This window comes from Vibrio sp. ER1A, from assembly GCF_000733315.1.
GTDB classification, from domain to species: domain Bacteria; phylum Pseudomonadota; class Gammaproteobacteria; order Enterobacterales; family Vibrionaceae; genus Vibrio; species Vibrio mediterranei.
Window position 1 is genome coordinate 1 of sequence record NZ_JPJA01000095.1, and the last position, 21,642, is coordinate 21,642.

General features: G+C 43.5%; 16 protein-coding genes and 1 tRNA gene. 9 read left to right on the forward strand and 8 right to left on the reverse strand.

The window, feature by feature from the left end:
• The coding region (locus HW45_RS25025; protein WP_038230692.1) for a sodium:solute symporter family transporter at positions 1–1,283 on the reverse strand (1,283 nt) is incomplete at its 3' end.
• A 10-nt stretch (positions 1,284–1,293) separates the two neighbouring features.
• Entirely contained in the window at positions 1,294–2,454 is a 1,161-nt protein-coding gene (locus HW45_RS25030) for a glycoside hydrolase family 88 protein (RefSeq protein ID WP_038230693.1), read from the reverse strand.
• 326 nt (positions 2,455–2,780) lie between these two features.
• Here HW45_RS25030 and HW45_RS25035 point away from each other — a divergent pair, with 326 nt between their 5' ends.
• The 3 genes from HW45_RS25035 (at position 2,781) to HW45_RS25045 (ending at position 7,000) form a co-directional block, all read left to right on the forward strand.
• Complete coding sequence (locus HW45_RS25035) at positions 2,781–4,031, forward strand: carbohydrate porin (protein WP_038230697.1); 1,251 nt, start codon at positions 2,781–2,783, stop codon at positions 4,029–4,031.
• Between the two features lie 68 nt (positions 4,032–4,099).
• Entirely contained in the window at positions 4,100–5,251 is a 1,152-nt protein-coding gene (locus HW45_RS25040; protein ID WP_038230699.1) for an anaerobic sulfatase maturase, read from the forward strand.
• Between the two features lie 12 nt (positions 5,252–5,263).
• Positions 5,264–7,000 (forward strand): DUF4955 domain-containing protein, encoded by a 1,737-nt coding sequence (locus tag HW45_RS25045; RefSeq protein ID WP_038230701.1) that lies wholly within the window; start codon positions 5,264–5,266, stop codon positions 6,998–7,000.
• 58 nt (positions 7,001–7,058) lie between these two features.
• Here HW45_RS25045 and HW45_RS25050 read toward each other — a convergent pair whose 3' ends face one another.
• Both HW45_RS25050 and HW45_RS25055 read right to left on the reverse strand, forming a co-directional pair.
• On the reverse strand, positions 7,059–7,445 hold the full coding sequence (locus tag HW45_RS25050) for a hypothetical protein (protein ID WP_038230703.1): 387 nt from the start codon (positions 7,443–7,445) through the stop codon (positions 7,059–7,061).
• 237 nt (positions 7,446–7,682) lie between these two features.
• A complete protein-coding gene (locus tag HW45_RS25055; RefSeq protein ID WP_038230704.1) occupies positions 7,683–8,342 on the reverse strand; it encodes a nitroreductase family protein in 660 nt (219 codons plus the stop codon).
• Positions 8,343–8,651: 309 nt separating this feature from the next.
• Here HW45_RS25055 and HW45_RS25060 point away from each other — a divergent pair, with 309 nt between their 5' ends.
• Both HW45_RS25060 and HW45_RS25065 read left to right on the forward strand, forming a co-directional pair.
• Positions 8,652–9,077 (forward strand): universal stress protein, encoded by a 426-nt coding sequence (locus tag HW45_RS25060; RefSeq protein ID WP_038230878.1) that lies wholly within the window; start codon positions 8,652–8,654, stop codon positions 9,075–9,077.
• 130 nt (positions 9,078–9,207) lie between these two features.
• On the forward strand, positions 9,208–9,804 hold the full coding sequence (locus HW45_RS25065; RefSeq protein WP_038230705.1) for a TetR/AcrR family transcriptional regulator: 597 nt from the start codon (positions 9,208–9,210) through the stop codon (positions 9,802–9,804).
• A gap of 91 nt (positions 9,805–9,895) precedes the next feature.
• Here the strand turns inward: HW45_RS25065 and HW45_RS25070 are convergent, their stop codons facing one another.
• Entirely contained in the window at positions 9,896–11,383 is a 1,488-nt protein-coding gene (locus HW45_RS25070) for an MDR family MFS transporter (RefSeq protein ID WP_038230707.1), read from the reverse strand.
• Complete coding sequence (locus HW45_RS25075; RefSeq protein WP_006069358.1) at positions 11,380–12,405, reverse strand: HlyD family secretion protein; 1,026 nt, start codon at positions 12,403–12,405, stop codon at positions 11,380–11,382. The genes HW45_RS25070 and HW45_RS25075 overlap by 4 nt, the downstream gene beginning before the upstream one ends.
• A gap of 237 nt (positions 12,406–12,642) precedes the next feature.
• On the opposite strand from HW45_RS25075, the gene HW45_RS25080 reads away from it, so the two are divergent.
• The 4 genes from HW45_RS25080 to HW45_RS25095 all read left to right on the forward strand — a co-directional run bounded on the left by HW45_RS25080 (position 12,643) and on the right by HW45_RS25095 (position 20,282).
• On the forward strand, positions 12,643–13,566 hold the full coding sequence (locus HW45_RS25080) for a LysR family transcriptional regulator (RefSeq protein WP_038230708.1): 924 nt from the start codon (positions 12,643–12,645) through the stop codon (positions 13,564–13,566).
• A 212-nt stretch (positions 13,567–13,778) separates the two neighbouring features.
• Complete coding sequence (locus HW45_RS25085; RefSeq protein ID WP_152559712.1) at positions 13,779–15,785, forward strand: TonB-dependent receptor domain-containing protein; 2,007 nt, start codon at positions 13,779–13,781, stop codon at positions 15,783–15,785.
• A 210-nt stretch (positions 15,786–15,995) separates the two neighbouring features.
• Entirely contained in the window at positions 15,996–17,159 is a 1,164-nt protein-coding gene (locus tag HW45_RS25090; protein ID WP_038230710.1) for an efflux RND transporter periplasmic adaptor subunit, read from the forward strand.
• Between the two features lie 9 nt (positions 17,160–17,168).
• Entirely contained in the window at positions 17,169–20,282 is a 3,114-nt protein-coding gene (locus HW45_RS25095; protein ID WP_006069362.1) for an efflux RND transporter permease subunit, read from the forward strand.
• A gap of 60 nt (positions 20,283–20,342) precedes the next feature.
• Here HW45_RS25095 and HW45_RS25100 read toward each other — a convergent pair whose 3' ends face one another.
• Together HW45_RS25100 and HW45_RS25105 are read right to left on the reverse strand one after the other, a co-directional pair.
• Positions 20,343–20,945 (reverse strand): DUF2913 family protein, encoded by a 603-nt coding sequence (locus HW45_RS25100; protein WP_038230711.1) that lies wholly within the window; start codon positions 20,943–20,945, stop codon positions 20,343–20,345.
• A gap of 59 nt (positions 20,946–21,004) precedes the next feature.
• Positions 21,005–21,088 (reverse strand) — tRNA-Leu (locus HW45_RS25105).
• Between the last annotated feature and the right edge of the window lie 554 nt (positions 21,089–21,642).

Consider the following 21,642-nt stretch of genomic DNA (forward strand, 5'->3'; position numbering starts at 1 on the left):
CTCGCGGGTGAATAGTTACGCTTAATGAACATGCCTAAAGTTTGTGGAATCATCATTGGAATGTTCACCAACCCTGCAAAAATAATCATCATCGAGAATAAACTGATGCCACGTAATTCATTTAAAAATAGAGCAAAACCAATTACGATTAATCCCATGACACCGGTTGCAATGCGACTAGCTCTGAGCTCTTCAACTTCAGTCGCATCTTTGTTAATCATCGGCTTATAGATAGATTTCACAAATGATGCGGCAACAAAGTTAATTCTTGAGTCTAACGTAGACATTGTCGCAGCAAACATTGCTGACACCACTAAACCAACCATCCCAGCAGGAAGTAACATTTGAACAGCAGAAAGATATGCAGCCTGGTTCGCTTTCCCACCTAATTGCGGATACAAAGAAGTAAGATCGATACCGGCACTTGCAGACCACATTGGAGGTATGAACCACATGATACTACCAAATGCGAATAGTAATGCTGTAAGGTAGGCTGCTTTGCGAGCTTGAGCGGAGTCCTTAACACACAAGAATCGAACCGATTGACCAATATTATTCATATCGATAACACGTTGGATGAAAATCGCGCCAATCCACAACAAGAATATCTCTTGGTAATGAATACCGTTACCCGTCCATAACGTGGTGCCTTGCCAATGGTCAGTAATATCCGTGATGCTGTCTACATTGTTCATTACCGCGATAAAAGTCACGACACTGATTGCAACGATCAATAGTGCTTGAAGGAAGTCACTAGATACAACCGCCCATGCGCCACCAGTGATGGTCATAAACACGACAGCCGCTCCAGTAATAACAATTGCTAGTTGAATGTTGATGCCAATAACTGCTGAGATAAAGATAGATACCGCATAAAGCGTGATGGCACCGCCCATAAGACCAGTAATCATATAGATAAAGGTGTAAAAGCGCTCCGTTTTAGCTCCGTAACGTTGACGAATCGCCTCCATCGGGGTGATAACATTTAACTGCCTGAATCTGGGTGCAAAAATACGCGCGCATACCAAATAACCAACTATGTTAAATATAAAAATCCAAACGACTGCAAAGCCATCAATATAAGCTTTACCTGCTGCGCCCGTGAAGGTCCATGCACTAAACGTTGTCATAAACGCACTAGAACCGGCCATCCACCAAACCATCTTACCGCCCCCACGGAAGTAGTCGCTGGTATTTGCCACTTGCTTTCGGAATACAAACCCGAGTAACACCATAAATAAGAAATAAAAAACTATTGCACTTATATCGTATCCTGAAATCATTATTGTATCCTTACCAGAAGTAGCGTTGATGCCCACAAATTCGCATCAGGGCTTCGAGATAATAGTAATCACCATAAGGCAACATATTGTTTGCCATATCTTTAGCGACGAAAGAAGCACCTTGAGACAGCAAACCATGAGCCGATTCATCTGCTGTTAAATCACATTGTTCAATGAGGCCTTGTACTAGGTGCATACCCCATTGCTCATAGAAATCCTTTTCTTGCTCGTCTTCACATAAGCTTGCAATCAAGAGAAACCCTGCTGCAGTTATTGCACCTGCTGAGCTGTCTTTGTACGGATGCTCATCGGAAGGTAATCGATAATCCCATACAGGAACCGCATCATCTTGCAAATATGGCATGACAAATTGCGCCAGTTTTTTGGCTAAATCTAAGAAGGATTTATCGCCTGTGTATAAATAGGTTTGTGCAAACCCATGAATGGCCCAAGACTGTCCTCTCGCCCAACAAGAATCATCCGCGTATCCTTGAAAAGTCTCACCTTTGATGGGCTTTTGTGTAAGAGGGTCAAAGTTAAAAGTATGAAAAGTCGAATAGTCATCACGAACAATATGTTTAGCCATCGTTCTTGAGTGATTGATCGCGGCATCTCGCAATACGTCACTTTTCGTTTGATTGGCGGCCCAGAAAAGTAATGCAGTGTTTTGTAACGAATCAATGATCGTTTTGCCTTGTGTTTTCTCAGGCCCAAGCACATGAGTTTCATTCCAAGCTACGATATATTGACCTAGTCGACGGTATCGCTGATAGAGACTATGCGCAGCCTCAATAGCCATTGATTTATACTCTTCATCTTCAGTAAGGACGTATCCAGCCACACAGCTGAGTGAATATTGAAAGCCGAGATCATGGTCATGCCAATTGGGGTTTACTAAAAGCTCTTTAAAGTACGGTTTGCGCATATGAGCGCTATTTTTGAAGGTACTATCTCCCGTAATTTGATAGCAAAGCCAAAGTTGCCCTGTCCAAAAAGAGGAAACCCAGTCAGACGGACCGCAGTATTTCCACGTGCCATCTTCATTACCTATCTTGGGGTTGTTAATGCCTATTCTGGATATATTACGCTTCACGGAGGACATTGCTGCTTGCAACTGTCCATTAAAATCATTTCTTTTATACCTTTGTGTAGGATATGCGTGTTCTATCATTGCCACTCTTTCCAGGTTGCTTGGTTTATTCATAGAATTGATATTTACAGCCAGTGTATTAAGAGTGGTAATGAACATTCAATGTTAAAAACAATCTAAAAATGAAAAAAAAGAAACTACTTCGGTAATTTTCCTTATTTGGTTTTTATTTTGTGAAAAACGTCACAAAGCCATTAATTGAGAGAGATCACGCTTATAAAACAATATCACCAATAGTTTCGTTTTATTCATTCTTCATTAAATTTCTTCATTCTAATAAAAAAAACAATCCCTTAATTTCTAAAAAAGACATCTTTATCAACGAAAAATAAAACAAGGGAATTACCGTGAAGTATTTGAAGATTAACACCCCACTTTTGGTGTCCTCACTCACACTTATATTCAGTCACAATAGCTTGGCCCAAGACGTAGACTTTTCTAGTTACTTTCGCGCAGGTGCAGGATCCAGCTCTAGCAGTGGTGCAATGGTTTCATATAACAAACAGAAAGTTGGGCGCTTAGGTAACGAGGATGATATTTACCTTGGTCTCGGCCTTGGCACGCAGTTAATGAAGACCGAGCAGCACGATGTGTATTTCCAAACTCGTATGGTCTACAAATCTGATGGTGCAAATGACTGGGAATCAATTAACGACTCGGACACTGACATTATGTTTAAAGAGGTCAATGTCGCAGTTAAAGGACTCATTACGGCGTTGCCCGATACCACCGTATGGGCCGGTAAACGCTACAACCAACGCCACGACAACCATATTATCGACACTTATTACTGGAACGTTTCTGGTACGGGCGGCGGCATTGATTATATCCCCTTAGGGGATGGATTATTGTCTGTTTCTGCTATTCGTTCTGACCGTAGAAGCCAAAATTTCGATGATCCAGGTACCGTCAACAACAAACTGAACGTCAACATTCTTGATGCTCGTTATAAAGGTATCAATCTTTGGGATATGGCCGAGCTCGAAGTTGGCCTTGATTATGGCATGCCAAACGAATCTGACGAGTTCACTTTACAGACCCAGAACGGTTTGATGGCCACAGGCTTGATGACCAGTGGAGGTAAATGGGGGAAAAACAATACGGTATTCCAATACGGTACTAATGGCTTTTCCAAAGCACTATTCAACGATCACGCCGGTAAAAACTACTATGCTGAAGTTCAAAAAGACGCATCGGCTTATCGTGTCATGAACTACGGTCTGCTAAACATTAGCGACAGTGTCGTCATTGCCCACTCACTCTACTACACCTCTTCAATCAATGATATTGAGCGAGACCAAACCACAACTCAAAAGACGTTCTCCGCTGTTGCTCGCCCAGAATACCGTTGGGATGATTTTAACAAAACCATAATGGAAATTGGTTATTTCGATGCAACAACCGCGCAAGGTGAAGACCAAGCAGGTAGTAAAATTACCTTAGCTCAAGCTTGGGCACCGTCTAAGAGCTTTTGGGCTCGCCCTGAGCTTCGTGTGTTCGCCACTTACTTCCACGACTATGAGAACCAAAATGCCTTTGGCACTGGTAATGACACTGAGTTCCAAGTCGGCATCCAGGTTGAAGGATGGTTTAAATAACCTTCAGCGCCAGCTGTTACGAGCTGGCGCTATCCACATTGCTATTTATAGACGTTAGAGGCTACTTCATGCAATCTCCCCATTCTTTTCACGTTATGGCCAAACCAACCGGCTCACTGTGCAATATTCAATGTGATTACTGTTATTTCTTGGATAGAGAAAAAGAACTCAAGCAGCCGTCTTCGAAACTGATGTCTGATGAAACATTGGAGCGTTATATCCAGTCTTACATAGAAGCGCAGCCAAATGATCACGTGGTATTTAGTTGGCAAGGTGGAGAGCCGACATTGTTGGGGTTAGCCTATTTCGAAAAAATAATCACATTGCAAAAGCGCCATAATCCTTTAGGAAAAACCATCCATAACGACTTACAAACAAACGGAATCCTACTCAATAAGCAGTGGTGCAAATTCCTTAAAACTCATCGTTTTTTTGTCGGGTTAAGTATTGATGGCCCAAGCTTTATTCATGACTACTACCGTCACAGTCGAGGTGGGCGCCCAACTTTGGAAAAAGTAAAAACAGCCGCTCAGTTATTGCATAAGTACAACATTCCTTTTGCTACACTCACATGTGTCACAAGTCACAGCGCCTGCCATGCCATAGATATTTATCAATTTCTTCGTGATGAGATTAAGTCACGACAAATGCAGTTCATCCCTATAGTTGACCCAGAAGAAATCGAACAAAGCCGTCAATATATCATCACAACAAAACCAACCTACTCTATCACTCCATCATCTTGGGGCACTTTTATGAAAGAGATATTTGATGAGTGGTACAGTCGAGATGTTGGTCGTATTTATGTGCCATTTTTTGAGGATTGCATGGCTGTTTTGCTCGGACAACCTAGCTCTTCTTGTATTACAAGTGCAGAGTGTGGCCGAGCGTTGGCTATCTTGCAAGATGGTTCGGTGTATAGCTGCGATCATTACATCCAAACCAAACACCAACTTGGCAGTATCAAGCAGCTTTCTCTGGCAGAGATGGCAAGCTCAGCGCGCCAAATAGAGTTCGGAAAATCCAAGAAAAGCACTCTCCCACCAGCTTGCAAACAATGTCCATACCTTCGTTATTGCAATGGCGGCTGCCCGAAAGATCGCATTGCACCTTCACAAGATCAATCACCACAAAACTACCTTTGCTCCGGTTTGCATGCTTTCTACAACCATGCCATTCCACAACTAAAACAGCTGGCGACAAAGCTGTATAACCATTAATAAGGGATCATTATGAAACAAAAGGTTATCTTACTTTCTTCAATGTTATTACTCGCTGCATGTAAGGATTTAAACAGTCCATATTGGATTGATTTTGTTGCTAGTCGGGATAACGATACTGGTTTACTAGACACATCAAACACTCTGGCTCCAGAGCGTGTTTTGAATGACTACTCGTATGCTGGGTACTTACGAAGTGATACTCATCTTCCCACGCAAACACCAACGCTTAGTAATTCAATCTACAAGGTGACAAACGTTCAAAATTACGGTGCAAACCCTAATGACGGAGTGAGTGATAAGCAAGCCATAAAAAACGCCATCGCGGCTATCAAAGAAAGTCGTCAACTTGCAGCAGGTTCATCCGAAACCATCGACGTTCTCTATTTCCCTAGCGGTACTTACATTATTAATGATGCTACTGATGATGCGTCAATTGATCCGGAGAGTCTTGATGACATCAAGAATAAACAACCTATTTTTATCGACCTTGATCGGATCGTCATTTTGGGAGACGGTGTAGGTATAACGACCCTAAAAATGGAAACTAACCTAAAGCCAGAGAATCCATCGAAAAAATGGACCACTCCTCATATGCTTCAAGTGGGAGCACGCAGCTCAGATATCTATAGCAACGCGGACGTAGTGCTTACATCCACTATCCCAGGCGGTTCAACCAACTCACTTACCGTAGATAATGCACAAGACTTTATGGTAGGAGATAGTGTTGAGCTAAAGAGTCTCATAAAGCACAGTAATGCGATTGAAAGTGCTGTTAGTCCATACCTTATAGAGTACAAAGCTTCTTCTCCTGCTACACCAGTATGGAGTAACCTGCTAAAAGGCTTAGACAAACGCGAGAAACACACAATTCGCCACATTGACGGAAATACACTTCACTTTTGGACACCTGTAGCACACTCTCTCAAGCCCCAAGATAGCTGGCAAGTTAACAAAATTACTTCGTATTCCAACATAGGTATCGAGAATCTGACTATCTCCGGTAATTGGCAAGGTAACTTTGTACACCATCATGATGCACTTCATGACAGTGGCTACAGTCTTTTATCATTACGACAAGCTCACGATAGTTGGATTCGGAATGTAGAGCTCCGAGACTTCAACCAAGGTGGAGTACTCTGGAACACGTATAATGTGACAGCTAATAACATCACCCTATCTGGCACGCCAGGGCATTTAGCCTTCACTATTATGTATGGCAACAATAATCTCATTGACGGAATGACGGATAACTCAAACGCTTGGCACGCTCCTGGCGTTTCAAAGTATTCGATTTCCAATGTTTATAAAGACAGTCATTATGGACCGAACTCTTCAATCGACTTGCACGGCGAACAGTCCATGCATAATCTATTCGATAACATGAATGGAGGCTGGATATATGGACGTTGGGGAGCAAGTTCAGGCAACCAGCCTAATCACCTTCATGGCCTAACGTTTTGGAATCCTGTTAATACCGCACAAGACAGTGCAGACTTTATGTTCATGAAAGACGACGGTATCTATGGCCGCATTATAATGCCTTATATTATTGGAATGACAGGTAATGAATTTTCTGTCGCACCTAGATCAAAGTACATCAACACCATGATCGAGAAAGGCACAGCAGCATACACTGATGTTCCCGAAGATACGGAAAAGCAAGCCTACATCGAATCACTAGGTACGGCAGTTAAACCCACATCACTTTTCGAAGCACAATGGCAACTGCGTCATAAGCAGCCATAAGGTTTTGCGAGCAAAACACGGGAAGAGGCCACTAGACTGTTGGCCTCATTTTATTGAACTAGAAATACACCCTAAAACCCGCTCTGGCCTCCAGCTCTATATCAAATTGATCCAAATAGATCGCTGGGGTCACGTCTACATAAAACCCCACAGGCTTCACTCTAAATTCCGCTCCGATTCCCGGTGTAAAGGCGATATAACGACTATTGCGATTCACATAGTGCCCACCTGCGAAAAAATAAATCGGCGTATTCTGTATGCCAAAAACTTTGTTGACACCAAAGCCCATTTTATCGTCGAGGCTGACGTTAAAACGTAAATCATTGTGTTTAACATCAAGTCCCCAATAAGGGTCGCCAACGAATAAGCCAATACCGGTGTCTGCTTTAGCCATTGATACCGAAAATAGTGCAATGACTAGGAGTAGTCTGATACGTTTTTTCATTACTGTTCCACTGCTTGTAAAAGCCGCCAAAGTAAGTCAGTAATTTCAATATATTGTTAGCGGTCTATGGGCTTGACCTATGTTTCACAGTGCTGAATAACACTTGAGCAGAATTGACGCAGGCGTAACGCGGTGGAAATAGTTGCTCACATTTAGAATGTAAAACAAGAAAGTAGAAGGTAGGATGCAACGAAAAACGACCGCCATAGGACGGTCGTTTGGAAACACTACATTATCTTAAAGTACCGTGATGATGTCTTCTTGGGCTAAGCGCGCCTTTGGTAAGCCGTAGTTGTAGTCTTCGCCATCTTTGTGGTAACCAAGAGCTAAAGCAAAGTCGCATACATAACCGCCCAATTCATCTTTAAAGGTATCACCGATCAACGCGGAATCGACACCTTCCATCGGAGTAGACGCAATCCCCATACGCGCTAGAGTGTGTAAAAGGTTGCCAAGTGCAATATACGTTTGTGCTTTGGTCCACTGGCCGTTGTAACCATTTTCATCGGTATTCAGCTCCGCAAAGCCAAACGCGCCATTCAACATTTGGTCAAACATTTCTGCTGGCAGGTGACCGGAAGTAACCTCTACATCCACCACTTTCTTATAATCGTCTTTGGTGAAATGTGGATTATGGGCAAACAGAATCGTATGTGACGCTTCTTTGGCATGCGGTTGATTGAACTGATGCATGTTGGCAAAGGTATCGTGAAAGCGCTGCTTAGCTTCATCACTTTCAATCACAATAAACTTCCACGGCTGTGAGTTAATTGAAGATGCAGAAAGGCGAATCGCTTCTTTAATGACTTCCATATCTTCCGCAGAAATACGTTTAGCTGCGTCGTATTTTTTAGCTGTATAGCGGTTGTTTAGGTCTTTTATGATTTGATGAGTCACTGTGCTCTCTCCACTTATTGAATCTTTAATAGCTTGGGGGATTTGTGTTTTTTCGGTGAGTTTCAGTACCGTAAGCCGCTACTCTAACCCTAAACAAGCTTGTTGATGAGGTGTAGGTTAGGCGTATTGAAGGCGAAGAAAAAGAACCAAACGATCCAGACATTATGGATAATTCAATCCACAATAATAAAGTGGTTAAGATTCAAACTTGCTCTGCTTATTTTCTCTTCAATCCGCGATCTCATCGACAACATTTTGAATAACATAGGACTATGCTAGTAATAAGACTTACAACGTGAGGGCATGGTTATGAAGTACAAACATATACTAGTAGCAGTAGAGCTTTCCACAGAGAGCCACGTGTTAATCGATAGAGCCGTTTTTCTATCCGAGCTTCTGGATGCTGATGTGTCATTGATACACGTTGATGGCACCCATGGAGAAATTTATCCTGAACTAGTTGATATCAGACTCAATCCAGATCAGCGACCACTTCATTTGGAAACTATGGACCAGTTGCATGAGTTTGCCGAGTACGCTAAATGCCCGGTTAAGCACTTCATTGTGGGTACTGGTGACTTGGGAGATAAGCTCAAGAGCGCCATTGCCGAGCATGGTTTTGACCTCATTATTTGCGGCCACCATCATGATTTCTGGAGCAAAATTGTTTCTAGCTCTCGACAGCTTATTAATACGTCACCAGTGGATGTTCTTGTTGTGCCACTTGAGGAATAACGTCAGATTCAAGAGCGTACACACCTTACTAGGCTGCTTATATGCAGCCTTTAATTTGCCCGCTTTCTTAATTTCTTCTCTGCCTGCTATACTGTTGAACAGCCGTTCAAAAGTATAGCTTTCTTCCGTTATGGCCAAACCAGCAAAATTTAATCGTAGTGAAGTTATCCATAAAGCCATGTTGCTTTATTGGGAAAAAGGATTCCACGCCACATCAATGCGTTGCCTGCAAGATGCTATCGATATGCGCCCAGGAAGTATTTATGCAGAGTTTGGTAGCAAGGAAGGCTTGTTTAAAGCAGCGATTGAGCATTATTCGACTCAGGGACAGGCTCGTTTAGACGATCTCGTAAAGCAGTTTTCTTCACCTCTTCAAGGACTTAAGGCTTTTATCTTACAGTCTGTGCAGCCTTGTAGTGTGGATAACCCTAACGCTATGTGTATGTTGGCTAAAACCGTCGCAGAACTTACCGAAGAAAATGAAGAGTTATTAGAGCTTGCGCGTTACTCACTTAGAAAAAATGAAGCCAAGTTTGCTGAAATTATTGCCGAAGCCCAATCCCTCGGAGAGGTCAATCAAGAACTCTCTCCTATGCGACTAGCGCAGCACCTTCAGATTCAGATTATGGGAATAAAGACCTATATTCACGCCACCTACTGTTCGCAGGCTCAAACTAAAGCCTTGGTTGAAGAGCTCTTCTCCGGATACATGTTTAGAGTTAAGTAACAACCACCTTAACCCATCAACCTAAGTGTGGTGATGGGTATGTTTTATCCTATTACTCAAAGATAACACCCATTATTCTGTTAACGTTGCACTATTTAGAACGGATGAAAATCAGCATCGGCATCATAATCACAAACATCACGCCAACTAATTGGAACGTATGAACGTACGCAACCATCTGAGATTGTTCGTGCAACATCATTTGATACTGTTGCAACGCCAGTGGGTCGGTCATTGATAAGCCTTGCGATGCCGCCCAGTTTTGCAGTGCAGGATTATAGGTATTAAAGCCTTCGCTTAGCGCATGCCATTGCTGCTGGCTATCACGGTACTGGTAAGTGGTGGCAATTGAGATACCAAATGAGCTACCGATAGTTCGGAACAAGTTAAAGATACTAGCACCCGCTACCGACTCTTCTCTTGGTAATGTCAGATACGCCAAAGACGATAACGTTGAGAAGGTCAAACCTAAGCCTAAGCCTTGAATAATACTTGGCGTTACAATCCAGAAAGTATCAATCTCCATCGAATACAGAGTCATGAGATACGATCCGATACCAATGCAGGTCAATCCAAATACTATCTTGAGTCGCGGATCAAACTGAGGATTCAACCGAATCACCAGAATCAGCATACAAGCTGAGGCAAGACCTCTTGGAGCCATGAGCATACCCGTTGTTGCAACCGGATAGTCCAGCAAGCTTTCTAAGAACATTGGCTGCTGAGTCGTTAAGCCAAACATGGCCATGGAGACGACTGCCATCATCAGCGACGACACCATCAGGTTCTTATCTCGCAGCAGCCAAAGAGGCGCAATGGGACTCTTAGTTTTCCAACTACGATACGCCCACATAACCAAACCCATCACAGACAGAACAATTGCGGTTTGAATGATTCGGGAGTCTAACCAGTCTTCGTCATTACCTTTATCGAGGACAAACTGCAGCGCACCTACACCAAGTGCCATAAATCCGATGATCCACCAATCAAAATTGGGTTTAGATTTATTTGATAGGTGAATGTATTTATAGATAAGCGCAGTACAAACCAAACCAAAAGGTAAATTCACATAGAAGATCCAACGCCAGTTGAGGTTATCCGTAATAACACCGCCAACAACTGGGCCTAGAATAGGCCCAAGCAGGATACCAATTGAAAAAATGGCCATGGCTTTACCTTTCTGTTCAGATGGATAAATCTGAACCAAGGTAGATTGAGCCAAAGGAATAACCGAAGCACCGAAAGCGCCTTGAATAATCCGGAATAGCACCATCTCTTCCAAGGAACTAGCTTGGCCACACAGTGCACTCGCGATCACGAAGCCGATAACAGCAACGAGCATCACTTTGCGCTCGCCAAATCGCGACACCCAGAAGCTGGTCATAGGGATAAAAATAGCTTCCGCCATACTGTATCCCGTTAACACCCAGGTAATTTGGTCCGCCGTTGCCCCCAAAGCTCCCATCATATGTGACAGTGACACATTCGCCACTGTCATATCGATTAAAACCATGATGGCAGACAACATGACCGCTACGGTAGCGATACCTCGTTTATCAGCGGTGATTTGGTTGGTCATTTCGAGTCACTTTTCAGATCGACAGTCACCTCGACACTTGCACCTACACGAAGTTGAGGCGAGTTTTCTGGCACCTCCAATTTAAGTCGCACAGGGAAGCGTTGTTTGATTTTCACCCAATTACCTGTCGCATTTTCAGGGGGCATAAGAGAAAACGAGGTACCGCTGGCTGGCGATAAACTTTCTATCGTCGCGTTCCATACCAAATCAGGATACATGTCGATCTTGATCTCAGCCTTCTGACCTGGTTTAAGATGAGTGAGATCTGTCTCCTTGAAGTTAGCTCGGACCCAGTAGCTGTTGTCAATGATCACTGGAAACAGCGTTTGACCAACAGAAACAACCGTTCCTACGTGCGCACTAACTTCTCCTGATAGTCCATCTACTGGCGAGGTAATATCGGTATAACTGAGGTTGAGTTCAGCCTGAGCAAGCTGCGCTGCCGCTTGTTGGACGATAGCAGCTTCCAGTCCTTGCTCACCTCGATTCGCAATAGCTTTCTCAACATTTGCTCTTGCTTGCTCCAGGCTTGCCTGAGCATTAGCTAATTTATTCTTAGCAGTATCTAAGTCTTGTGGAGACGCCAATTTTCGAGTGACCAATGAATCAGTACGCTTGTATTCGATCTGCGCTTCGCTCAAGTTTGCTCGCGCTGCATCCAGTCCAGCAACCGCTTCCGTCACTTGTTTGTCAGCGACATCATGTTGCTGTACCGCTAACTGGTATGCTGCTTTTGCTTGCTTTACTGCAAGTAAGTATGGTCGTTGGTCAATTCTAAGTAGCAAGTCGCCTTTGTTGATGCGCTGGAAATCCGCAACTTCAACAGAGACAACCTGTCCTTGAACCTGAGGAGCAACAGAGAGGATCTTCGCTCTAACATAAGCATCCTCGGTACTAGGATGACTGTCTGCATAGATCCATGACCAATACAGAGCACCAAATACTGCTGCACAAACAAGTAGAAAGAGAATTTTTGTCAAGCTAGAACGGGATGATTTTTTCTGATCGGAGTTATCACTCATTTACATAACCTACCTTTATATTTATGTGATCAGTGTAGGATTTTTTTATCACCAAACAATATTATGAGTTGAAACTTTATTAACCACTTTTACAGATTGAAAAATTCACTGAACAGTGTGCAATTGATATTAATCAAAATAGCTTATATCGATGAATTTTATAGGATTTAGTTGCTACGTTCGTATAAGTAGTGCTACTGTTTTTTCAGTTTTTTACCGTACCAGTACCTATCTTAAATGAATCTTAGCCAGCTAGATTTAAGTAATCTTCTGATATTAAAACACTTATTAGAGAAGAAGCATGTTTCTAACACCGCGTTGACACTGAATATCAGTCAACCGACCGTCAGTCGCGCTCTTCAAAAAGGCCGTGATTTATTTAAAGACGAACTTTTGGTTCGCACTACTCACGGTTATGAATTGACTCCCAAAGGCGAACTAATTCGACAAGACATAGGCTCTATTCTGGCTATGTTGGACAATCTAGTTGATGGTTCTGAATTTAACCCAAGCGAATCACGCAAGACCATCAAGTTTTTCGGTTTAGTCCCTCAGGTGAATTGGCTATTGCCTCCCGTATTCAAGCACCTTAGAGAACACGCGCCTAATATGGTCCTCGATATTGATACTGTCCCTCAAAAGCATTTCGATAAATTAATTGCGGGCGAAGTACACTTTTCTATCTCGAGCCAAACGCCGCCGGCAGCCGATCAAAACCTGTATCGAATGCTCATCGCCACTCGTGATTTTCGCCTGCTTATGAACAAAGACCACCCTTTGGCTCAGCAACCCTTAACTCCGGATAATTTAAAAGATTGTCACTTTGGGCAAATATCGCTCCACGGCGACCGAGCTCTCTCTATCCAAAGTCGATTTAACGACATCGGTTTGTCCACCAATGACCGACCGCTATCTACACCATTGAGATTAAGTAACTTCAATGCTGCGCCAAAAATGGCTGAAGTGTCAGACGTCATTTTCCACCTCCCTACGCCGTTTGCAGAGGATGCCGCACACAGTCATAACGTGGTGACGAGAGAAGTACCTGAGGAATTACGCTCACCATACAGTGACATTTATTTGTATTGGCATAAACGCTACCACAACGACCCCATGTGCCAATGGGTTAGAGAAATATTCAAAACGCTCTATCCAAATTAGTCTCTGTTACGCAAGATCATTGAAAAACAGCCAATTTTCACAGCAAATTCACCTTAACTACACTTCATTTACCTCCATACTATGTATGAATAGTGATTATGCAATTTCCGGATGCTAGTTATATTGAGCCAATTTATGGATTGATATCTAATGACAATAGTTATCATTAGCAATACCTTTTCCATAAAAATATTCCAACTATTAGGTTTAATATGACCCGCATAACACATGCAATTACGCCCTTAGCAGTGGCGATTTCGACAATCCTCTCTTACCCAGTAATCGCCCAAACAGACTCAGAAAGTCATTCGAATACGCGTTTCGACGAACAGATGGTTATTACTGCCACGCATACTGAAGTATCGACAACGAAAGCACCGGCTTCAATCTCAGTCATCACCGAAGAAGATATCCTATCCGAACCAGGTCTAGCACTGAATGACTTAGTCAAAAACATTGCCGGTGTTGAAAGTCAAATGGACGGAGGTAGAGCTGGACGTGAAATGATTTCTATTCGAGGCATGGATGCTGGGTTCACTATGATTCTAGTAAACGGTCGTAAACTCAGCTCTTCGAACGCAGTATTCCGTGGCAATGACTTTGATCTTGCAGCGGTTCCTAAAGAGAGTATTCAACGCATTGAGATCATTCGTGGTCCAATGTCCGCGCTTTATGGTTCAGAGGCGCTAGGAGGCGTAATCAACGTTATCACCAAGAAGCCAACCAATGAATGGCAATCTCAAGTCAGTGGTGATTATGGGTATCGCGATGACGATGGTGGTTCTGAATACACCGCAGGATTTAATACATCTGGCGCTTTACTAGAAGATGAACTGTTTTTATCACTTTCCATGAATAAGTCTTCTCGCGATCCGTGGCACGCCTTTTCTGGTCAGGGGGTTAGCGATAATGGAAATGTCTATGACCGTTCTAAAGCAACCACTTTAGAACAGCGAGACACCCTTACAGCAAGTGGTAGTCTCCAGTGGTATATCAACAACGAGCACGATCTCGCATTTGACTTTAGCTACGCTGATGACCAGCGTGATGGCGTGATTGAGTCAACCAATGGTCTAACAGACTCTGAATCTAAAGTCGTTCGTAATACTCAAGCTTTGACCTACAACGGCACCTATGATTGGGGTGATGCGTTACTGCGATATAATCGTGATGCATTTGAAACCAAAGACAATTTTAATGACAGAAATGCCGACCTAGGTTTGTATGATGTAAATGAAGTCAATCATACTGTTGACGGACACGGTACTACAATCGTAGGCAATCACACATTGACGTTTGGTGGAGAGTGGAAATACACCGAACTAAAAAACCCAGACAGCCTGACTCAAACAGGCAAAGCAACGGTTAACCAGCAAGCACTATTTATCCAGGATCAATGGGCATTAAGCCAGAAAAATACGCTAACTTACGGTACGCGTGTTGATATGCATGAAAGTTTTGGTACTCACTGGAGTCCGCGAGCCTACCTCGTTCATTCTGCAACGGATCAATGGACGATCAAAGGTGGTGTAGGTACCGCATTTAAAGCTCCCTCTTTAACTCAGTTATCCTCTGAGAACATCGTTAACAGCTGTAAGGGTAACTGCCTACTCGTCGGTAACCCTGACCTGCAGCCTGAAACAAGTCTTAACTATGAGCTCTCTACAAGCTATGTCGATACTTATTGGTCGATGGAAGCTGGATTATTCAGAAATGAAGTTTCCAATCTAATTGACCGCGACCTCGATAATCCAGTTGATAATGTAGGTGGTCGAGATGTCTATACCTACAAGAATATTGATGAAGCGATTATTCAGGGCGCTGAGTTCAGCGGTGAGTACGATATTTTGGCAAATCTTCGTCTGAACGGCACTTACACCTACCTTACTACGGAAGACAAAACCACAGGTGAAGAATTAGAGAACCGCCCAAATCACATGGCAATGGCAAGGTTGGTTTGGGAACCTGTCGATTCAATCAGCACATTCGCTCGCGTTAACTACACAAGTAAAACTTTGCTCTCGGTTGACGATAACGTATACCGCCCATCTTACGTGACCGCCGACCTTGGTATGAACTACTTCGTTAACAACGACTGGCGACTAAGAGCTGGCGTTAAGAATGTCACCAATGAACAATTCGACGATTACGATGTGACACGCCGTGGCTATGTAGTCACACCACGTAATTGGTACGTCGGAACAACGCTAAACTTCTGATTACATCAAAACCACTCTCACGCCAACCTTCACTTAGGTTGGCGTTTTTTCGCCTGTAAAAACACCTTACTACCAACAGATTCCGTTCACACTACTTAACCTATTAATTCAATTCATTAATTTTCCCAAATGCTTCACAGACATTCGCCATTTATGGTCTAAACTCAAACAATAAGCATTTTATATAATTATCAGAAACAAGGATTGTCTATGTCTTACTTTCCCAAAGCAGATGGTGTCATCGCTAAAGTACTCATCGTTGCGCTACCTATTCTCCTCCTTTCAGGTTGCGAAAAAACTGTCAAAGCCCCTCCTGTAGTCAAGCCCAGTGTAAAAGTTCTCGAAGTGACCATGAAAGAAATCACACCAAGTGAGGAGTTCGTAGGTCGCACTGAGGCAACTCAAGATATCGAACTTAAAGCAAAGGTAAGAGGCAACTTACTAAAAGCCTATTTTGAAGAAGGCAGTATGGTTGAAGAAGGACAATTGTTGTTTGAGATTGACCCTGAACAATATGAAGCCGCCCTCAAGTCCTCCAAAGCACTTGTGGCTCAATCACGTGCTGCCTATGACACGGCAGTTCGTAACTTTAAACGTGGCGAAGGATTGATTAAAGACAAGTACATCAGCCAAGCGGATTACGACAATCTATTATCCGCCAAACTGCAAAATGCAGCAGCGCTACAGAGTGCCAACGCTGAGTTAGACAATGCCAAACTTGAACTGGGTTACACCAAGATTCATGCGCCATTTGCCGGAAGAATTGGCCGTGCAGAAGTGTTTTCAGGTGATTTGATCATTCCTGAACAAACCGAAATGGTGAACTTGGTACAAATGGAACCGATTTGGGTCAACTTCCAGTTACCAGAAAAAGTCATTATCAACGCTCAAAAAGCAGCTCGTGACGCTCAAAATCAATACAAAATCGAAGACCTACCAGTAAAACTGCGATTCCCTGACGGGTCGATGTTTGAAGAAACAGGCATGATAGATTTCATCGATAACCGTGTTGACGCCACTACCGGTACTCTGGCTGTCCGTGCTGAGTTTGCCAATACAGAACACCTAATTGTGCCCGGACTTTACGTGACGGCAATAATCGAAGCTCCACGAGTTCAAGAAGTTATGCTCATCCCCCAACGCGCGGTGCAAGAAGACCAGCAAGGTCGTTATGTATTAACTGTTAATAAGGAAAACGTCGTCAAACGTAAAAACGTCACTTTGGGTAAACGATATGGTGTTGACTGGGAGCTAGAAGAAGGCTTAGAGAAAGGTGAACTGGTCATAACTGAAGGGTTACAAAAAGCCCGTGTAGGCGCTGAAGTCGAGTACGAAATGGATACCGTACAGCCTTTCGATGAAAACGACTCTTAAGGACAAGTTATGATTAGTAAGTTTTTTATACATAGGCCGAAGTTTGCCTTCGTTATCTCTATAGTCCTGACTTTGTCCGGTCTGTTGTCGATTCCTGCTCTGCCCGTGGCAGAATTCCCTAACATCTCCCCTCCAATGGTCTCTGTGACTACATCCTATCCGGGTGCGAGTGCTGAGGTTGTTGCCGACACCGTTTCTAAGGTTATCGAGGCCGAAGTCAACGGGGTGGAAAACATGATTTACATGGAGTCCAAGGGCGCAAACGATGGTAGCTACTCGCTCAATGTTACCTTTGAGGTGGGAACCAATGTCGATATGGCACAGGTTAACGTCCAAAACCGGGTACAACAAGCCATGCCTAGGCTTCCCCAAGAAGTTCAACGAAACGGGGTAAAAGTTGAGAAACAAGACCCAAACATCTTAATGATGCTTAACTTGGTATCACCAGATGGAAGTCTAGATAACCTATTTTTAAACAACTACATGGGCATTAATATTAAGGATAACCTTGCTCGTGTTAACGGTGTCTCTAAAGTAAGCATTATCGGTGGTATGGATTACTCGATGCGGATCTGGCTCAACCCCGATCGCATGGCAAGTTTAGGTGTTACCGTAGAAGAGGCCATTGCCTCAATTCAAGAGCAGAATATCCAAGTTGCGGCGGGACGTATTGGCGCAGCGCCAGTACCTCGAGATCAACAATTTCAGTACACCCTCTCCACCAAAGGTCGCTTGAGCCACCCAGAAGAGTTTGAACAGATCATCATCCGTTCGAACCCGGATGGTAGCGCAGTTTATATGAGTGATATTGCGCGTATTGAGCTTGGTGCTGCAAGTTACGATGCGGAAGCGATGCTGGATAACAAACCATCTGCACTACTTTTCATTTACCAATCAAGTGGCGCAAATGCACTCGAAGTAGCGAAAGGTGTCCACGAAGAATTATCCCGCCTGCGCGAGCAATTTCCTGAAGATATGGACTACAAAGTTCTCTACGACACCACTCAGTTCGTAGAAACGTCCATCGATGAAATGATTGAAACACTGTTGATTGCCGTAGCACTGGTTATCTTCGTTGTGTATATATTTTTGCAGGATGTTCGACAAACTTTAGTTCCCGCTATCGCCATTCCGGTGTCTTTAGTTGGTACATTTGCATTCCTACTGGCAACAGGCATGAGCATCAATACCGTGTCGCTCTTCGCCCTGATCCTCGCGATCGGTATCGTAGTAGATGATGCTATCGTTGTTGTAGAAAACACCACTCGTTTAATGGAGGAAGAAGGGCTCAACGCCGTCGATGCCACAACCAAATCCATGCAGGAGGTGACGGGACCCGTTATTGCTACCACTCTGGTGCTACTAGCGGTATTCGCGCCAACCGCAGTTATGCCGGGTATAACTGGGCAAATGTACGCGCAGTTCTCTATCACCATTTGTATTTCGGTTCTAATTTCCTCGGTGAACGCATTAACACTCAGTCCTGCGCTATGTGCTTCACTACTTAAGCCACCAAAAACGCATGAAAAAGGGTTCCATGCCAAATTCAACGTTTTGTTTGAGAAGGCAACCGGAAAATACACCAATTTTGTTTCGGGAATGGTGCGTAAGCTAATGCTCGTTGGCGTCGTCTATGTCGCCCTGATCGGTGCAACGGGCTATCTGGCTACTTCACTCCCTACCGGATTTGTCCCTACGGAAGATAAAAAAGCCTTCTTCGTCGATGTGCAATTACCTAATGGCTCTTCCATCAACCGTACCAAAGAAGTTATGACTCAAATGGTAGACGAGCTAAACCAAATGGATGGGGTAACCAATGTGATTTCAGCAAGTGGTTATTCGATTATTTCTGGCGCGGTATCGTCTAATGCAGGCTTGATGGTTGTCATTCTTTCTCACTGGGATGAGCGACAAGATCCATCCTTAGTCGAGTCGCAGATCGTACGACGAGCTAACGCCGCACTATCGCAATACAGTGAAGCAACGGCAGCTGGTTTCTCCCTACCAGCGTTACCGGGGGTAGGTACGGTTTCCGGTGTAGAGTTCTATATCCAAGATACCTTGGGCAGAACACCAGCCGAGCTCGCAGGTGTCATGCGAGCAATGTCCATCCAAGCAACTTCTGAGCCTGAGCTAACGACGGCATTTAGTACGTTCCAGGCCGATGTACCGCAGCTATTCGTCGACGTAGATAGAAACAAAGCCAAAGTACAAGGTGTTGAACTAAGCAGTATTTTCACCACATTACAAACGATGCTTGGTTCAATGTATGTAAACGACTTCAACCGGTTTGGTAAGGTTTTCCGCGTGAACATGCAGGCGGAAACTGAGTTTCGCGATTCAGACCGAGACATCGCTCGTTTCTACATCCGAAACAAATACGATGTTATGGTGCCACTTAATACCTTGGTTAACGTAGAGCCTAAGCTAGGCCCTGAATACATCAACCAATTCAACTTATATAGCGCGGTTAAAGTCAACGCATTCCCAGCACCAGGCTACAGTTCAGGACAGGCGATTGATGCTGTAAAGCGAATCGCAGATACGACTTTCCCGAACGGCTATACCTATGAATGGTCAGGGCAAACTTACCAAGAGTTGAAAGCAGGTAACTTAGCGCCATTCATCTTTACCTTGGCACTTATCTTTACCTATCTATTCTTAGTTGCACAGTATGAAAGCTGGACGATTCCAGTGTCGGTTATGCTCGCTGTTCCTGTCGCTATTCTAGGGGCATTTATCTACATTTGGATAATGGGGTCTGACGTTAACTTATACACCCAAATCGGCTTGGTACTGCTAATCGGTCTTGCCTGTAAGAACGCGATTCTGATTGTAGAGTTCGCCAAACAGCTCAGGGAAAGCGGTATGAGTATCACGGACTCAGCCATAAAGGCCGCGCGACTGCGTTTCCGGGCGGTCTTGATGACAGCCTTCTCGTTCATCTTGGGGGTAATCCCACTGGTCATCGCAACCGGTGCTGGTGCTGCAAGTCGCGTCTCATTGGGTTATGCGGTGATGGGCGGTATGATTGCGGCCACTATTGTAGGTACCTGTCTTGTTCCAGTGTTCTACGTGATGTTGCAATCACTTCGAGAGAAAGTAAAAGGACGTAGCTCTTAACGCACTACAACAAAAAAAAGCCTGATTTATCAGGCTTTTTTGTTATTTCTTAAACAGAGACTACGACTTATCAAGTTCGAGTGTAATTCTCACAAAGTTGTCGTCTTCGTATTGTATCTGGTAGCTAAAGATATCATTGGCATATATCGTTTTTAGGAACAGGTGCTTTTCACGTACCGTCCCTCTAAATAAAATCGATATTCCTGATAACAATTGGTTACGTGTACCGAAATGTGCGTTTAGGTCCGTTGATAGCACGCACAGCAAACAACCATTCTCATCATGGTTGAGATCCACTTTCTCAGGACTCGATAACAGTACTGTGGTACCCAGTTTCTTTTCCAACTCACGAATTAATAATAGATAGCTATCTAAGTGTGGCTGCGAAACGTCAGGCTTAGCTTCAACTCCTCGCAATAAAACATCTTCTAAATCTACTTGCGATTTCTTTGCTTGCAAGCTCATGGCTTTTAATTGCTTTCTAATCGCTTTGTATTTATTGCTTTTTAGTTTCGGCTTTAGCCATCGAACCAGTAACTCGTTCTTCTTGGCAAGATCGAATAATTGGGATTTGGACTCTAACTTCTTGAATTCTAGATGTAACAAGGCGTGCAAAGACACCTCGGTCAATAACTGAATTGATACCGAGTTAGACGTACTCATTTGCTTTGAACTGGATCCTTTGTTCTGCATTGTAGTCTGTTGGTATTAAAGAAAGGGAATGGTGCCGAGAGAGGGACTCGAACCCTCACACCAAAGGCACTAGCACCTCATGCTAGCGTGTCTACCAATTTCACCATCTCGGCATCGATAAATGCATCACTAAATCGCATCTATTTATCACCGCTATTTTAGCTTTAGCGGATTCCGAAATGTTAACTGACGATTTTTTACTTGTATAGCGTTTCAATAGATAAAATCAATAAAACTAGTTCGTTTGATGAACAAATAATCACATTGGCGGTTTCACATCCACTCATTTTGAGTATACGAACCTAAACACCCACGCTTGGGTACGTGATTAATACAAACCAAATGCTCAATACATTAATGAAAATGATATCTGAATTATAGTTCACTTAGTGTATTGGTGTGATCAAGCCAGATAATATATCCCCTTACATATTCAAGCTGAACGCTTACATCAACGCATATTGACGGAGTATTAGGCCTATCTGCACAAGGTTTGCCTGCACTAGCAAATCGATATGGAATACCAATCGCGATTCAGCCTATGAAAGAACGAATCATAAAAGTCAGACGCTCAACATAACTGGCAGCCCGTACGGCAATAATTAAGAGCGCAGAATAGCACTCATAAATCTCGAGTCGTACGGTCCTTATTACAAAAAAAGCGATA

Bases quoted from the DNA above. Each gene is read 5' to 3' on its own strand.
- HW45_RS25030 (WP_038230693.1), bottom strand. From the start codon at position 2,454: ATGATAGAACACGCATATCCTACACAAAGGTATAAAAGAAATGATTTT.
- HW45_RS25040 (WP_038230699.1), top strand. From the start codon at position 4,100: ATGCAATCTCCCCATTCTTTTCACGTTATGGCCAAACCAACCGGCTCA.
- HW45_RS25045 (WP_038230701.1), top strand. From the start codon at position 5,264: ATGAAACAAAAGGTTATCTTACTTTCTTCAATGTTATTACTCGCTGCA.
- HW45_RS25050 (WP_038230703.1), bottom strand. From the start codon at position 7,445: ATGAAAAAACGTATCAGACTACTCCTAGTCATTGCACTATTTTCGGTA.
- HW45_RS25060 (WP_038230878.1), top strand. From the start codon at position 8,652: ATGAAGTACAAACATATACTAGTAGCAGTAGAGCTTTCCACAGAGAGC.
- HW45_RS25065 (WP_038230705.1), top strand. From the start codon at position 9,208: ATGGCCAAACCAGCAAAATTTAATCGTAGTGAAGTTATCCATAAAGCC.
- HW45_RS25070 (WP_038230707.1), bottom strand. From the start codon at position 11,383: ATGACCAACCAAATCACCGCTGATAAACGAGGTATCGCTACCGTAGCG.
- HW45_RS25075 (WP_006069358.1), bottom strand. From the start codon at position 12,405: ATGAGTGATAACTCCGATCAGAAAAAATCATCCCGTTCTAGCTTGACA.
- HW45_RS25080 (WP_038230708.1), top strand. From the start codon at position 12,643: ATGAATCTTAGCCAGCTAGATTTAAGTAATCTTCTGATATTAAAACAC.
- HW45_RS25085 (WP_152559712.1), top strand. From the start codon at position 13,779: ATGACCCGCATAACACATGCAATTACGCCCTTAGCAGTGGCGATTTCG.
- HW45_RS25090 (WP_038230710.1), top strand. From the start codon at position 15,996: ATGTCTTACTTTCCCAAAGCAGATGGTGTCATCGCTAAAGTACTCATC.
- HW45_RS25095 (WP_006069362.1), top strand. From the start codon at position 17,169: ATGATTAGTAAGTTTTTTATACATAGGCCGAAGTTTGCCTTCGTTATC.
- HW45_RS25100 (WP_038230711.1), bottom strand. From the start codon at position 20,945: ATGAGTACGTCTAACTCGGTATCAATTCAGTTATTGACCGAGGTGTCT.